Below are 14,461 nucleotides of genomic sequence, written 5' to 3'. Positions count from 1 at the left end.
GCAAACGTCCCACGTCAGTTTATGTGGCACGTTTAAAAGGTTACCGGTCGATCATGTTGAATGTCATTAAATCGCTTACCAAGCGCCAGAAGCGCGGCATCATGCTGACTTTGGACTCGGGGCTTATCATACTGGCCATTGTTTTCGCTCTTGCAGCGCAGGGATTGCCGGGCGGCGTGTTGCCACACCTGATCGACTACATGACCGTGCTTCCCTATGTTTTGATTTTTGGCGTGGCCGTTTCACTTTGGCTTGGGGTTTGCACGACACAGCTTAATTCCTATGAGGGCGCGGCGATCGGGACCACCGGTGTTTTTGCCGCGAGCCTGGTCGCGATTTCCATCATAATGTCATGGATTGTTGGTCTGACGCTGCCGACCTCGGTTCATGTGGTCTTTGGTGCTGCGTTCTTTTCGTTGGTGGTTATTGCGCGTACCGTGCTTTTGCAGGTGGTACTTGCCATCTATCGGCGTTCGTCTTCGCGGTGTCGGGTTCTGATCTATGGGGCGGGTACGACTGGTACGCAGATCGTGTCGGCGCTGCGGCGGCATGAAAGCATCGAACCTGTCGCCTTCGTGGATGACAACGCGGCGATCCAAGGGCTCAACGTCGCAAATATCCCCGTTTACAATCCGCTGCGCATAGCAGAGGTGGCGAAGGAGAAGCAGATTGACCGGGTGCTGCTTGCCATTCCTTCGCTCACCCTGCCCAAACAGGCCCAGATCGCCCGGCGGCTTGAGCAGATGGGACTTGAGGTGCAGGCGCTCCCCTCTTTTGCGCAATTGATTGGCGGTGAAGCGCTGCTGGACAAGTTCAAACCGCTACACGCGCACAGTTTTCTCAACCGTGACGAATTCGATCATTCCCTGAATGACGGATCTGCCTGTTACGCAGGCAAGGTTGTGCTGGTATCAGGTGCGGGCGGATCCATTGGCTCTGAACTGAGCCGTCAGGTGCTGGACTGTCGTCCGACCAAGTTGGTCCTGTTCGAATTGAGCGAGCTTGCGCTTTATAATGCGGATCTGGAACTGCGACAGGTAACCGAGGGCGCCAACATCGAGATTGTGCCGGTGCTGGGCTCCATCACCGAAGCGCGTCAGGTGCGCAAGGTACTGATGGAGCATGACGTTGACGTCATCCTTCATGCGGCGGCGTACAAACACGTACCACTGGTGGAGTCCAATCCGCTGGCCGGGCTGGTGAACAATGTGTTCGGCACACAGACGCTGGCGGAGCAAGCGCTGCAGGCCAACGTCGAAAGGTTCATCCTGATTTCATCCGACAAGGCGGTGCGGCCCACAAACGTCATGGGTGCATCCAAGCGGTTGGCGGAACTTGTGATTCAGGATTTGGCCGCAAACAGAAGCGGTGCGGGCGGCACGATTTTCTCGATGGTGCGGTTCGGCAATGTTCTGGGCTCGTCCGGATCGGTGGTGCCGCTGTTTCAGGATCAGTTGCGTCGTGGCGGGCCGCTGACCGTCACAGATCCGGCGGTGGAACGATATTTCATGACCGTGCAAGAGGCGGTCAAACTGGTGCTTCAGGCCGGCGCAATGGCCGAGGGTGGTGAGGTGTTCGTGCTCGACATGGGCAAACCGATCCAGATCTTTCAATTGGCCAAACAGGTGATCGAGAGTGCGGGGTATACTCTGCGCGACGCGGAAAACCCCGATGGCGACATCGAGATTGCCTTTACCGGTTTGCGCCCGGGCGAAAAGATGAGCGAGGAACTCACCCTGTCAGGCGAGTTGATCGGCACCCGCAACCCCAAGATTTTCTCGGCCCGTGAAGAGGGACTTTCGGAGATGGAAGTGGCGCGTGCCTTGCGTCGCCTGCGCGAAGCGATGGTTGCCAGCAACGAGGATATGGCACGGGCGGTCATCATGGGCTGGGTCGAAGGATTTGGCCAGGCGTCCGTCGCGGATGATCTGGATCGCAAGCTTTCCTGACGGGTTAGGGAACGGCGCATCGGATCAAGGAGGTGCGGTAGGAATGTCGCGGCGACGTTCAGATTTGCGCGAGATCGGGCGAAGGTGTTGATTTCGGTGACCTTCGCGTGCACACCCTGAGCGAGAATGCCGAATGGCAAAGGGCAATAGAGTGCAGCAGGCAGCAATGACGGGATCCTTGGTTTCATGAAGGGCGTGGGTTATCTGACCGCTGCGACATGCGGGCTTGTGTTGATGGGCACGGTGCCTGCGGCAGCCCAGCAATTTGACATCTTTGATGTGCCGGACCGTCCGACGCTGAATTTCTTTGGCGCGCCCGGTCTGGTTGACATGCCTACAGCGCAAGCGCTGCCCGACGGCACCTTTGCGATTGGTGTCTCCACCTTCGGGGGCAATACGCGCACCACCTTGACCTTTCAGGTCACCCCTCGGATTTCGGCGAGCTTTCGTTATGTGGGTATCCAGGACTGGAATGCGGATGGGTTTGACACCTATCGTGACCGCAGTTTCGATCTGCGCTTTCAGGCTCTGAAGGAGCGGCGGATCTTGCCTGCTGTGACTGTCGGTCTGCAGGATTTTGCGGGCACGGGCATCTATGCTGGTGAATACGTCGTGGCCACCAAAAGCTTTGACGGCGTTGCACGCCTTCCTGGTCGTATCAACGTTACGGCTGGCCTTGGCTGGGGCCGATTTGGCTCCGCGGGGGCAATCGGTTCGCCTTTTGGTGGCCCCCGCCCCGGATTTGTTTCCACTGACAGGGGCGGCAGTCCTTCAACGGATCAGTGGTTTCGGGGTCCGGCTGCCCCCTTTGGCGGGGTCGAATGGCAGGTGACGGATCGCTGGGGTCTGAAGGCGGAGTACAGCTCTGACGCGTATGTTTCCGAAACCGCCAATGGTGTGTTCGAGCGGAAGTCCCGGCTGAATTTCGGTACGGAATACCAGGTATCTGATCGCATTCGTTTGGGGGCCTATTATCTCTACGGCTCAGAGTTTGGTTTCAATGTTCAGGTGCAATTGAGCCCGAACGCGCCGCTGGCGCCATTGGCAATACGGCCCACGGCACCGATTGATCCGCGCCCGGATCGGGCAATCGCACCCGAGGTGTGGAGCACAGGATGGTCCGAAAGTGCCGAGGCACCTTTGGTTCTGCGCGATCGGTTGATGCCGGTACTGGCCGAAAGCGGGCTGACGCTGGAGGCGCTGGAAGTGACCGCGGACCGGGCAGAGCTGCGTTTCCGCAACAACAGATACCGCGCGACATCTGTCGCCGTCGGCCGTGCAGCACGTGCCTTGGCGCAGGTCATGCCTGCTTCTGTTGAGACGTTTCGTCTTGTGACCATGGAGAACGGGTTGGCGCAATCGGCGGTCACCATCCGCCGTTCGGATCTCGAAGCGTTGGAATTCGCGTCCCAGGGGGCAGACGCCCTTCTGGCTGTTACAGGGATCGGTGAAGCGGCGCCGACGCTTGAGAACGCGGTCTACAGTGATACGCTTTATCCCGATTACACCTGGACAATCGCCCCCTATTTCGAGCCCAACTATTTCGACCCGGATGAGCCCGTGCGGTATGAAGGCGGGGTCAAGTTTGAGCTGACCTATCGGCCGGCCCTTGGTTGGGAGATCGGCGGGCGGCTGAAGTACCGCCTGATTGATACGCTGTCGGATTCAACCCGGACCAGCAATTCGGTGCTGCCACGCGTGCGTACGGACAACATCCTTTATGCCCGCGGCGGTGATACGATACTCGACAATCTTTATATCAGCCGCCAATGGAAGCCTGCCGATGAGATCTATGCCCGTGTGACGGCAGGTTATCTTGAGCGGATGTTCGGTGGTGTGTCGGGAGAGGTGCTGTGGAAGCCCGTTGGCAGCCGGTTGGCGCTGGGGGTTGAGGCAAACTATGTCCAGCAGCGCGACTATTCCGGCCTTGGGTTCCGTGACTACAGTATCGCAACGGGTCATGCCTCTGCCTATTATGAATTTGGCGGTGGGTATCTGGGGCAGGTTGATGTGGGTCGGTACCTTGCAGGCGATCTGGGTGCCACGGTCACGCTGACACGGGAATTCCAGAACGGATGGCGTGTCGGAGGGTTCTTTACCCTGACGGATGTTTCTTCGGCGGACTTTGGTGAGGGATCTTTCGACAAGGGGATACATCTTTCGATCCCGCTGGACTGGTTCCTTGGTACGCCCGGACGACGGTCACTGTCGACCACGATCAGACCCATTCAGCGCGACGGTGGCGCACGTGTCGAAGTGCCGGGGCGGCTTTATGAGCAGGTCAGGCAGGGCCACAAGAACGCGGTTATCGGCAATTGGTCGAGGGTTTGGGAATGATGCGCCGGATGACAGCACTGGCCCTGATCTGCGTGAGCCTTGGCCTTGCGGGTTGCAACGGTGGCACTGGCGAACAGCCGGATGATGCGCTGACGCGGGTCGGCAAGGCAGCGGTCAGTGTGTATCAAAGCTGGAACCAGCCGGAGCCGCAGCCGGTTGTCGTGACCCGGGCTTTGCTGGATCAGACACCGGGGCAGGTCATGCAGGCAATTCCCGACAATACGGGGTTGCAGGATTTCCTCCGCCTGGTGGCGCGGCGCACTGATGATGGGCCCGGCACAATCGAGGTGTGGCAGTCATCGGATAATGCACAGATCATCCTGCGCGACGGTGTGCTTGTCGGAACGCGGGGGCTGGGTGGTGATATGCGGTCTGCGCAGGCAGGTTCGACGCTGGCCGGATTTGACGGGCAAGGCGGTGGTGGCGCACGGTTGATGACGTTGGCGCGTGCAAACGGAATTGCGCAGACGGTGGAGTTTGCCTGCGACATGACGCAACTGGGTCCGGAGACAATCCAGATCGTGGATCAGCGTGTCGCGACCTATCGGATGCGCGAAACCTGCGTGCGCGGCGACGTCAGCTTTACCAATGAATACTGGGTGGAGACTTCGGGCGGGCGCATGCGCAAGTCGCGGCAATGGGCGGGGCCGGTTTTTGGATATATCGCGCTGGAACGGCTGAAAAACTGATCCGTACCTCTTGCCGCGTTGCCTTGGTGCAGGCAGGTTCAGAGGTATGAAAAAGACACTTCTTTCCTTTGGTCACGGGTTCAGTGCGCGGGCACTTGCCGCGCGGTTGGTGCCGCAAGGCTGGCGGATCATCGGTACCACCCGCAGTTCCGAAAAATGCGCAGGTATCGCTGAGACCGGAGTGGAGCCTGTGGTCTGGCCCGGTACTGATATAGCGCCCCTTTTGGCCGGGGTGGATCATGTGTTGCTGTCCGCCGCCCCTGATGGGAACGGGGACCCGGTACTCGGTGCAATGCGCGATCATTTCGTTGCAGCCGCGCCCCGGCTACGCTGGGTCGGGTATTTGTCAACGACGGGCGTCTATGGGGATCATCAGGGGGACTGGGTGGACGAAGACACCGCGCTGACTCCTGCCACAACACGCGGACAGGCGCGGGTGGAGGCAGAGGCGGCATGGCGCGCCATTCCCGATCTGCCGCTGCATATCTTTCGGCTCGCCGGTATCTATGGTCCGGGACGGGGGCCATTTGCAAAGGTCCGCGCGGGCACGGCCCGCAGGATCATCAAGGAAGGCCAGGTGTTTTCGCGCATTCACGTGGAGGACATCGCGCAGGCCCTGGAATTGTCCATCGTGCGGCCTGATCCCGGCGCGATCTACAACCTGTGTGATGACGATCCTGCGCCGCCGCAGGATGTGATCGGTCATGCGGCGGAACTGCTTGGGCTACCGCTCCCTCCGGCCGAAGATTTTGAGACGGCTGAAATGACCCCGATGGCGCGCAGCTTCTATGCAGAGAGCAAGAAGGTGCGGAACGATCGGATCAAGAAAGCGTTGGGGTGGCAGCCGCAATACGCAGATTACCGCAGTGGATTGGCGGCAATGTTGAAAGGTGACAACTGAAAGCAGGGTCGATGCACACAGGGGAGGAGAACACGCTGAGTGGCCTTCTGAATGACGTGTCACAGGCTGCGCGCAACGAAGATGTTTCAGTCCAAGATGTCCGGTCCAAGCTGGGCGACAGGGCGATCACGCCGTTTATCCTGCTTCTTGCCGTGCTACTGGTTTCGCCGCTGTCAGGGATTCCGGGAATGCCAACGGTATCGGCCTTCCTGATCGTGACGATGGCGGTGCAGGCCCTATCGGGGCGTCGCCGCCTGTGGCTGCCGCGGTTTCTTTTGCGCCGGAAGATTGCAGGAAAGAAATTGCGCCGCGCGCTCGATTGGCTTGAGAGACCCTGCGCGTTTCTGGACAAACATTCTCAGCAGCGTCTTGAATTCCTGACACGTGGCATCATGCGGGTTGTGACCTTGTTCATTTGTGTGTTCATTCCGCTTGGCTGGCCATTTCTTGAGGTGCTGCCTTTTGTGACTTCAGTGGGCGCAGGCACCATTGCCCTCATGGTTTACGGTCTTTTCACCCGCGATGGTGTCTATGTGTTTTTGGGTTATTTGATGGTTGGTTTGACCGTCGGTGGTGCGATTTTGCTCTGGACCTGATGGACGAAGGACGAGAGCATCTTGTCCCTGCATTCCCCTGCCGCCATATAGGGCCGAACAGGCAAAGGCGGACCCATGACAGCACGCATCAGATCCCTTCTGGAAACGCCGCAGTTTGGCACTTTCATCATGGGGGTGATCATCTTCAATGCGATCCTGTTGGGGATGGAGACATCCAAACCCATCATGGCGTTCGCCGGTGAATTGATCCTGACGCTGGATCGGATCTGTCTTGCAATCTTCGTAGTCGAACTGACGGCAAAGTTGATCGCCTATCGCGTTCGGTTTTTCCGCGATGGCTGGAACCTGTTTGATTTCGTGATCGTGGGGATATCGCTGGTGCCTGCCGCGGAAGGGTTTTCTGCCCTGCGGGCATTGCGCATCTTGCGTGTTCTGCGCCTGATCTCGACTGCGCCGCGATTGCGCCGGGTGGTCGAAGGCTTCATCACGGCGCTGCCGGGTATGGCGTCTGTCTTTTTGCTGATGGCGCTGATTTTCTACATTGGATCCGTCATCGCGACGAAGCTTTTCTCTGCCAGCTTCCCTGAGTTTTTCGGGACCTTGGGCGACAGCGCCTATTCGCTGTTTCAGATCATGACGCTGGAAAGCTGGTCGATGGGTATCGTGCGCCCGGTGATGGAAGTTTATCCGCTGGCATGGATGTTCTTTGTGCCCTTCATCATGGTCACGACCTTTGCGGTGGTGAACCTGCTTGTCGGCCTGATCGTGAATTCCATGCAGGATGCGCATGCTGAGGAAAGTAATGCAGAGACGACGTCGTATCGTGACAATGTCAACGCGCGCCTGGAATCCATCGAGGATCGGCTGGATCAATTGCTGGAACAGCGGACGCGGAAGTAATCAGGCGCGCCCGGCTTTCAGGGTCGCGATGCCCAACACCTCCAGCACCTTTGCTTCGATGTCTGGCGCGTTCATCCCAGCGACGGCGTACATATCCGCGGGAGAGGCCTGATCGATGAAGATATCGGGCAGGACCATGGAGCGGAATTTTAGCCCGTGGTCGAATACGCCTTCATCGGCAAGCAATTGCGCCACATGGCTGCCAAAACCGCCAACTGCGCCTTCCTCAATCGTGATCAGCGCCTCGTGATCGGCCGCAAGTGACAGGATCAGGTCCCGGTCCAGCGGTTTGGCAAATCGGGCATCGGCAATGGTGGGGGTGATCCCCTTTGCGGTCAGTGCTTCGGCGGCTTTTTCAACTTCTGCCAGCCGGGTGCCGAAAGAAAGCAGCGCAACGCGGCTGCCTTCATGGATCATCCGGCCCTTGCCAATCTGCAGTGGTGTGCCCTGTTCAGGCAGATCGACACCGGTGCCGGAGCCGCGCGGAAAACGGAATGCGATGGGTCCATCATCATGGGCGACAGCGGTGGCAACCATGTGCTTCAACTCTGCTTCATCTGCGGCGGCCATCACGACGAAGCCGGGCAGATTGGCAAGGAATGCCGTATCGAACGCGCCCGCGTGGGTCGCGCCATCCGCGCCCACCAGCCCCGCGCGGTCGATGGCAAAACGTACGGGCAGGCGTTGGATGGCCACGTCGTGCACCACCTGATCATACCCGCGCTGCAGGAACGTGGAATAAAGCGCGCAGAAGGGTTTCATGCCACCCGCCGCCAGACCGGCACTGAATGTCACGCCGTGTTGTTCGGCGATGCCGACGTCGAAACAGCGCGACGGGTAGCGTTCGGCGAAAAGGTTCAGGCCAGTACCATCCGGCATGGCGGCAGTGATCGCGCAAACCTTGTCGTCCTTGGCGGCGGCCTGCAGCAAGGCATTCGCGAACACGGAAGTGTAGCTTGGCGCATTTGAAGGGGCTTTGGATTGTTCGCCCGTGATGACGTTGAACTTGGATACGCCGTGGCCCTTGTCGCGGGCCGCTTCGGCGGGGGCATAGCCCTTGCCCTTTTTCGTCAGGATGTGGATCAGGATTGGTCCTGTAGCACGTTGCTTGACAGTGCGCAGGACGGGCAGCAGTTGGTTCATGTCGTGACCGTCGATGGGACCGACGTAGGAAAACCCGAGTTGTTCGAACAACGTCCCGCCGACCGCCATGCCTTTCAGCACATCCCTGGCCCGCTTGGCACCCTCGCGGAACGGGCCGGGCAGAAGGCTGACGGCGCCCTTCGCCGCTGCCTTGAGATCCTGAAAGGGTTCCTCCGCATAAAGGCGGCTCAGGTAGCTGGACATCGCGCCGACAGGGGGCGCGATGGACATCTCGTTGTCGTTCAGGATCACGATCAGGCGTTTGCCAAGGTGGCCCGCGTTGTTCATCGCTTCGTACGCCATGCCGGCAGACATCGCCCCGTCCCCGATCACGGCAATTGCATCGCCTGCGCCTTCGGGGATGACACCGCCCAGATCACGTGCTGCGGCAAACCCGAGTGCGGCAGAAATGGAGGTGGAACTATGCGCGGCACCAAAAGGATCGTAGGGGGATTCGCTGCGCTTGGTGAAGCCGCTCAGCCCGTCTTTCTGCCGCAGGGTGCGGATGCGGTCGCGGCGTTCCGTCAGGATCTTGTGGGGGTAGCACTGATGGCCCACGTCCCAGACGATCTTGTCGCGGGGTGTGTCAAAAACGGCATGAAGTGCGACGGTAAGTTCGACCACACCCAGACCCGCGCCAAGGTGGCCGCCGGTTTCCGAGACCGCCGAAATCGTCTCTGTCCGGACTTCATGGGCAAGTTGGGTCAGCTCCGCATCGCTGAGATGTTTCATGTCCGCGGGGCGTGCCACTTTGTCCAGCAGCGGTGTCTTGGGTCGGTTGGTCATGTCGTGCCTCTTTGCCGGATCAGCTTTTTCGGGCGATGATGAAGCGCGCCGCTTCCTGAAGTGTCGCGGCGTCGTTGCCATAGACACTGAGCGCATCGCAAGCGGATTGCACAAGGTCATCGGCGCGGCGTTTGGCCTCATCCAGCCCCATCAGGGATACGAAGGTCGCCTTCCCGGCGTCCGCGTCCTTGTGGGTGGCCTTGCCGACGGTGGCGGCGTCGCCTTCGATATCGAGGATGTCATCGGCGATCTGAAATGCAAGCCCGATGGCGTTTGCGTAGGCGCGCAGGGGATGGTCTTCCGAATCGCGGTCGATCATCATCGGACCTACCATACAGGACCAGCAGATCAGTTTGCCGGTCTTGTTGTGCTGAAGCTCCGTCACTTCATCCAATGTCAGGGGGGACTGAGTGGTCTCGGCGGCGATGTCCTGCATCTGGCCGCGCACCATGCCATGCCGCCCGCCCAAACGTGCCAGCATCTTGACGAGCACCTGGCCCCGGGTGCCAAATTTGCTGTGTGCCAAAAGTTCAAACGCAAGCGACTGAAGGGCGTCACCCGCCAGCACGGCAGTCGCTTCGTCCCATTGTTTGTGCACGGTCGGGCGGCCGCGCCGCAGGTCGTCATCGTCCATGCACGGCAGATCATCATGGACCAGCGAATAGGCGTGCATGCATTCGATGGCCAACGCGGGGTCAATCGACAGCGCCGCATCGACGCCATGCAGGCGGCAGGATTCAAATGCAAGAAAACCGCGCAGCATCTTGCCGCCGATCAACGCATGGCCCATCGCCTGACCAAGGATGTCCGGCTGGGGTGTGATTTCCCGAAAGCGTGCGGTGATGGCCGCCTGAGCGCGCGCCATCGCGGCATCCAGCGGCAAGCGGTCCAGCAGGCCTTCGTGACGGGACATGTCCATGTCAGGTATCTTCGACTGGTTTCAGCCCAACGGGATTGCCATCGCCATCCAGCGTGATCGCGGCGACCTTTTCCTCGGCTTCCTTCAATTTGGTCTCGCAGCGTTTTTTCAACGCGGCACCGCGTTCGTAAAGGGCAATGCTTTCTTCGAGCGCAACATCGCCCCTCTCCAACTGACCCAGCACCTTCTCAAGCTCCGCCATGGCGGTTTCAAAGCTCATTTCATCCACGGATGTGTCGGTCATCTCAGGTGCCTCATAAATCTCAATCGGCGCTACACTAGTAGGGAAACGCGGCCTTCGCCAGAGGCGCTTTTGCTTCTCTTTTTGGCCTTAAATCCCGCTGCGCAACCCGTGCCAGACTCATAACGCTGGTTAGTCGGGCGCCAACATGTAACCCGCACCGCGCACAGTCTGCAGATAGCGGGGCTGCTTGGGGTTGTCTTCGATCTTCCGACGAAGCCGGGTGATCTGAACGTCGACGGCGCGTTCTTGCGCCTGTCCACGGTCCCTGCCCAGTTCTTCAACCAATTTGGCCCGGCTGAGCGCCTCACCAGGGCAGGCGGAGAAAATCTTCATCAACTGTATTTCGGTCGCGGTAAGCCGGACAAGCGCATCCTCCTGCCACATCTCTCCGCGTTCCATGTCATAGCGAATGGAGCCCAAAGTCAGGACCTTGGGGGCGGCGTCCTGGGCGCTGGTGTCCGGGACCCGGCGAAGAATGGCGTTGATGCGCAGCAGGAGTTCCTTGGGCTCAAACGGCTTGGGCAGGTAATCATCCGCGCCAGCTTCCAGACCTTCAATGCGGTCGTCGGTGTCAGATTTGGCAGTCAGCAGCAGGATTGGTGTCTGCATGGTCTCGCGCAAGGACCGGGTGAGGCTCAGCCCGTCTTCGCCGGGCATCATCACATCAAGGACGATTAGGTCGAAATCAAGCCCTGAGAGGATGCGCCGCGCATGGGCGGCATCGCGCGCGGATGTGACCAGAAAACCGTTCCGCATCAGGAACTTCTGCAACAACGTCCGAATGCGTTCGTCGTCATCGACGATCAGCAGGTGGGCTTCCATTTCGCTCATGCGCCAGTCTCCTTCAGGCGAATGTAGCTGGCGCGCATCTCCTGGTCCATCATCGCCTCAAGGACGGTGCGAAAACCGGCAACGGCCTCTGGTCCGGCGGTGCGAAATGCGGCGCGCATGCGGGTGCGCTGGGCATCCGACAGGGTTTGTTCCAGCGCGCGGCCTGCCTCCGTCAGATGCAGATGGCGTTCACGTTTGTCGTTGCGCCCCACCCGGCTTTCCACCAGCCCATCGGAAATCAGCGTGCGCAAGACGCGGTTCAGCGATTGCTTGGTGACACCGAGGATCGCCAGAAGATTGTTGACTGTGGTGCCCGGCGCGCGATTGATGAAGTGGATCGCGCGGTGGTGGGCGCGACCATAGGCCATGTCATCCAGAATGCGGTCCGGATCAGCGGTAAAGCCACGATAGGCAAAGAACATCGCCTCGATCCCCTGCCGCAGTTGTTCGTCGGTCAGAAACAGCAGGCTTTCGCCTGATACGGAAGATGCGCTGCGCCCGTCTGCCATGGTGGTCCTCGTATGTTTGGTGTCGTAACAATACGTCAGCCTTGTTGACACTCCAAGTGCGAAAGGCTAGTGAATCGCAGCTTTGGCGACATGATATGTCCGTATCGGGCTTATTCTACGCAACTTTTGAAAAGATAGCTCTGAAATGGGAGAGTAGACGATGTCAGCTGGATATCACGACCGGGACGGTCAGATCTGGATGGATGGCAAGATGGTGGATTGGCGCGACGCCAATGTGCATATCCTGACCCATGCAATGCACTACGCGTCTTCCGTCTTTGAAGGGGAGCGGGCCTATGGCGGGAAAATCTTCAAGAGCCGGGAACATTCGGAGCGGCTGAAGCGCTCAGCGCAGATGATCGATTTCGAGATCCCGTATACCGTTGATGAAATCGAGGCGGCCAAGGTCGAAGTGCTGGCGGCTTCCGGTTTGAAGGACGCCTATGTTCGGGCCATTGCATGGCGCGGCGCGGGCGAGGATATGGGTGTTGCATCGGCCAGAAACCCGGTGCGCATGGCCATCGCGGCGTGGGAATGGGGTGCCTATTACGGTGATGCCAAGATGAAGGGCGCCAAGCTTGATATCTCCAAGTGGAAACGCCCCAGCCCCGAAACGATCCCGAGCCATGCCAAGGCGGCGGGGCTTTACATGATCTGCACCATGTCCAAGCACGCGGCAGAGGCGAAGGGTTGTTCGGACGCTATGATGTTCGACTATCGCGGCTATGTGGCCGAAGCGACGGGGGCGAACATCTTTTTCGTCAAGGACGGCGAGGTGCATACACCGGACCCGGATTGCTTTCTGAACGGGATCACACGCCAGACGGTCGTGGGTATGCTGAAGGAAAAGCAGGTCAAGGTGCATGAACGGCACATCATGCCCGAAGAGCTGGAGAGTTTTGAGCAGTGCTGGCTGACCGGCACTGCGGCGGAGGTCACGCCGGTGGGTCAGATCGGTGATTATAACTTTGACGTTGGCGCACTGACGCGGGACGTGGCGGAAAGCTACGAGAAGTTGGTGCGGGCCTGAGCCGACATTTGGCAGTGCGGTAACCCCTATTCTGTGGGGTTTGCCCCCCTGTCAGATGTTTTGGTCGCGGCGCGGCGGGGTTTTGGGGTCAGGTTGTGTGAAAGGTACGTGTTGAGCATGTTTAGCGTGCTCACGAACCCTTCCACCGAATAGCCGAATATGAAGGAAAGCAGGTAGACCAGCGGCCTGTTCAGATCGACGCCGATTGCCAATACGTTGGACGGCACCAGGAGCATCGACAGGGTCAGTGCCGCCAGCCCGGCGAAGGCCGTGCGCATGATGGCGTAAAGCCCGCCCACCGCCGCCAGGTTCGGGTTCAGCACCCGCCACATGCAGTAGACGATCGACCCCAGCGCGCCATAGATGATCGGCAGCGCCCAGAGGTGCACAACGTTCAGCCATTCGGTCAGGACCTGCATTTGTGACTGCGCTTTTTTGTACGAGGCCACGTAGTTGTTCAGGGGCCGCCTGCCTGCCAGCTCCATCGTCACTTGCTGTAGCTTGTTGATTTCACCGATCTGCTCGCGGAAGCCACTGATTTCAACTTCCGCCCCCTTTGCGCTGAGTGATCGTGTGCGGGACCCGACCATGCTCGAAGGCTGAACGCAGGTGTAAAGCGAGCCGACGATGCGGGTAAGGACGGAGAGATCGGATTTGTCGTCGGCCCGACAATAGGTGACCCGCATGCGCACCAGATTGGAATCCACCACGTTCACTTCTTCAATGAGCTGTCCCATCTTGTGCAGCAGCACGACTTCGTCGTTGTAGTGCTCGGACAGGCTGGTCAGGCCTTCGAGGTACAACAGCTGCGGCTCCATATGATTTCTGGCTTCCCCGGGTTGGGTCAGGTCTTCGAAGTAGGCTTCGAGTTCAACCAGCTTCATCACCCTGTTGAAGTGATCGAAACTGATAAAGTCTTCTGCCTCGCTTATGGTGAACGTCGCGCGGCTGGCCCAGTTGGAATAGAAGAATGCCGTCATCACAAGCACCACGCCCAGCGCGGTCAGGGAGAAACTGCCCAGCGGCGAAGTGCGGTGGGAATAGGGGGAGCGGCCCAACAGGACCTCGTTCAGGGTATAGCCGTCGATGCTGTTCAGCGCGCTGTCGTGCGCCTTCTGAAAGGCGGCGGCAAGGGCCGCGATTTCCTCATCCGTCGTTGGTGTGTTTTCGGCTTTGCCTTCAAAGGGTTGCAGCGCGATGCCCAGTGGCGTGCTGTCCTGTCCTTCCACCCGCAAGAGGTGGTCACGCAGGCGCCGGGCTTCGGACACCAGTTTTTTCAGGCTGTCGGATTCTTCCATAAGGGATCTCCGGACTGACGTAATTTATTGCACGATGCCCGACACGAAAGTGCCATCCGGCATCTCGCATTCGCATGGATCGCCATAACTCAGCGGCGCGATGGGCCAGCACCATTCGCCCGTGGGAAGCATGCATGCGCCGGCTGGGACTTCCTGCGACAGTGCTGCTGTTGCCAGGGCTACAAAACCACCCAAGCCAAGTGCGAGAAATATCTTCGAGGTCTTCATAAAGTCCCCCGTCTCAAATACTTGCGACTCAAATTTCAACCTTGAGTATGCCACGAATTCAACCACAAGTATACGCAGGGGCGTTTTGCACGCTGTGCGGGCGCGATCTCAAGGGTCGGTCTGGGGGTGGAGTAAGGGGC

14 protein-coding genes are annotated in these 14,461 nt (G+C 59.3%); 7 read left to right on the top strand and 7 right to left on the bottom strand.

What is annotated here, in order from left to right:
- Positions 1-53 precede the first annotated feature (53 nt).
- From AB4X18_RS07715 to AB4X18_RS07690, 6 genes are all read left to right on the top strand, one after another.
- Entirely contained in the window at positions 54-1,949 is a 1,896-nt protein-coding gene (locus AB4X18_RS07715) for a polysaccharide biosynthesis protein (protein WP_370399541.1), read from the top strand.
- 186 nt (positions 1,950-2,135) lie between these two features.
- Positions 2,136-4,286, top strand: a complete 2,151-nt coding sequence (locus tag AB4X18_RS07710; protein ID WP_432817260.1) for a YjbH domain-containing protein — start codon at positions 2,136-2,138, stop codon at positions 4,284-4,286.
- An 8-nt stretch (positions 4,287-4,294) separates the two neighbouring features.
- On the top strand, positions 4,295-4,975 hold the full coding sequence (locus AB4X18_RS07705; protein WP_370399539.1) for a YjbF family lipoprotein: 681 nt from the start codon (positions 4,295-4,297) through the stop codon (positions 4,973-4,975).
- A gap of 46 nt (positions 4,976-5,021) precedes the next feature.
- Complete coding sequence (locus AB4X18_RS07700) at positions 5,022-5,876, top strand: SDR family oxidoreductase (RefSeq protein WP_432817259.1); 855 nt, start codon at positions 5,022-5,024, stop codon at positions 5,874-5,876.
- Positions 5,877-5,887: 11 nt separating this feature from the next.
- Positions 5,888-6,472 carry an exopolysaccharide biosynthesis protein gene (locus AB4X18_RS07695; RefSeq protein ID WP_370399538.1) on the top strand — a complete coding sequence of 195 codons (585 nt, stop codon included), beginning with the start codon at positions 5,888-5,890 and terminating at the stop codon, positions 6,470-6,472.
- Positions 6,473-6,547: 75 nt separating this feature from the next.
- On the top strand, positions 6,548-7,333 hold the full coding sequence (locus tag AB4X18_RS07690) for an ion transporter (protein ID WP_370399537.1): 786 nt from the start codon (positions 6,548-6,550) through the stop codon (positions 7,331-7,333).
- Here the strand turns inward: AB4X18_RS07690 and dxs are convergent, their stop codons facing one another.
- From dxs to AB4X18_RS07665, 5 genes are all read right to left on the bottom strand, one after another.
- Entirely contained in the window at positions 7,334-9,262 is a 1,929-nt protein-coding gene (gene dxs / locus AB4X18_RS07685) for a 1-deoxy-D-xylulose-5-phosphate synthase (RefSeq protein WP_432817258.1), read from the bottom strand.
- A gap of 19 nt (positions 9,263-9,281) precedes the next feature.
- A complete protein-coding gene (locus tag AB4X18_RS07680) occupies positions 9,282-10,181 on the bottom strand; it encodes a polyprenyl synthetase family protein (RefSeq protein ID WP_432817257.1) in 900 nt (299 codons plus the stop codon).
- A 1-nt stretch (position 10,182) separates the two neighbouring features.
- Positions 10,183-10,425, bottom strand: coding sequence for an exodeoxyribonuclease VII small subunit (locus AB4X18_RS07675; RefSeq protein WP_370399535.1), 243 nt, complete (start codon positions 10,423-10,425; stop codon positions 10,183-10,185).
- A gap of 129 nt (positions 10,426-10,554) precedes the next feature.
- Entirely contained in the window at positions 10,555-11,256 is a 702-nt protein-coding gene (locus tag AB4X18_RS07670) for a response regulator (protein WP_370399534.1), read from the bottom strand.
- The gene (locus AB4X18_RS07665; RefSeq protein WP_370399533.1) at positions 11,253-11,765 is read right to left on the bottom strand and encodes a MarR family winged helix-turn-helix transcriptional regulator; all 513 of its coding nucleotides are present in this window, start codon (positions 11,763-11,765) and stop codon (positions 11,253-11,255) included. Before AB4X18_RS07665 ends, AB4X18_RS07670 begins: the two co-directional genes overlap by 4 nt.
- A gap of 160 nt (positions 11,766-11,925) precedes the next feature.
- On the opposite strand from AB4X18_RS07665, the gene AB4X18_RS07660 reads away from it, so the two are divergent.
- On the top strand, positions 11,926-12,795 hold the full coding sequence (locus AB4X18_RS07660; RefSeq protein ID WP_370399532.1) for a branched-chain amino acid aminotransferase: 870 nt from the start codon (positions 11,926-11,928) through the stop codon (positions 12,793-12,795).
- Positions 12,796-12,821: 26 nt separating this feature from the next.
- Here the strand turns inward: AB4X18_RS07660 and AB4X18_RS07655 are convergent, their stop codons facing one another.
- Entirely contained in the window at positions 12,822-14,093 is a 1,272-nt protein-coding gene (locus AB4X18_RS07655; protein ID WP_432817256.1) for a hypothetical protein, read from the bottom strand.
- Between the two features lie 24 nt (positions 14,094-14,117).
- Positions 14,118-14,321, bottom strand: coding sequence for a hypothetical protein (locus AB4X18_RS07650; RefSeq protein ID WP_432817255.1), 204 nt, complete (start codon positions 14,319-14,321; stop codon positions 14,118-14,120).
- Positions 14,322-14,461 lie beyond the last annotated feature (140 nt).

Origin of the sequence: Sulfitobacter rhodophyticola (genome assembly GCF_041281685.2) — a bacterium.
Classification (GTDB): Bacteria; Pseudomonadota; Alphaproteobacteria; order Rhodobacterales; family Rhodobacteraceae; genus Sulfitobacter.
Note: the sequence above shows the minus strand (reverse complement) of the source record. Positions and strands in the feature narration are given on the sequence as shown.

Coding starts and splice junctions, on each gene's coding strand:
- AB4X18_RS07715 (WP_370399541.1), top strand. CDS start 54: ATGTTGAATGTCATTAAATCGCTTACCAAGCGCCAGAAGCGCGGCATC.
- AB4X18_RS07710 (WP_432817260.1), top strand. CDS start 2,136: ATGAAGGGCGTGGGTTATCTGACCGCTGCGACATGCGGGCTTGTGTTG.
- AB4X18_RS07705 (WP_370399539.1), top strand. CDS start 4,295: ATGACAGCACTGGCCCTGATCTGCGTGAGCCTTGGCCTTGCGGGTTGC.
- AB4X18_RS07700 (WP_432817259.1), top strand. CDS start 5,022: ATGAAAAAGACACTTCTTTCCTTTGGTCACGGGTTCAGTGCGCGGGCA.
- AB4X18_RS07695 (WP_370399538.1), top strand. CDS start 5,888: ATGCACACAGGGGAGGAGAACACGCTGAGTGGCCTTCTGAATGACGTG.
- AB4X18_RS07690 (WP_370399537.1), top strand. CDS start 6,548: ATGACAGCACGCATCAGATCCCTTCTGGAAACGCCGCAGTTTGGCACT.
- dxs (WP_432817258.1), bottom strand. CDS start 9,262: ATGACCAACCGACCCAAGACACCGCTGCTGGACAAAGTGGCACGCCCC.
- AB4X18_RS07680 (WP_432817257.1), bottom strand. CDS start 10,181: ATGGACATGTCCCGTCACGAAGGCCTGCTGGACCGCTTGCCGCTGGAT.
- AB4X18_RS07675 (WP_370399535.1), bottom strand. CDS start 10,425: ATGACCGACACATCCGTGGATGAAATGAGCTTTGAAACCGCCATGGCG.
- AB4X18_RS07670 (WP_370399534.1), bottom strand. CDS start 11,256: ATGAGCGAAATGGAAGCCCACCTGCTGATCGTCGATGACGACGAACGC.
- AB4X18_RS07665 (WP_370399533.1), bottom strand. CDS start 11,765: ATGGCAGACGGGCGCAGCGCATCTTCCGTATCAGGCGAAAGCCTGCTG.
- AB4X18_RS07660 (WP_370399532.1), top strand. CDS start 11,926: ATGTCAGCTGGATATCACGACCGGGACGGTCAGATCTGGATGGATGGC.
- AB4X18_RS07655 (WP_432817256.1), bottom strand. CDS start 14,093: ATGGAAGAATCCGACAGCCTGAAAAAACTGGTGTCCGAAGCCCGGCGC.
- AB4X18_RS07650 (WP_432817255.1), bottom strand. CDS start 14,321: ATGAAGACCTCGAAGATATTTCTCGCACTTGGCTTGGGTGGTTTTGTA.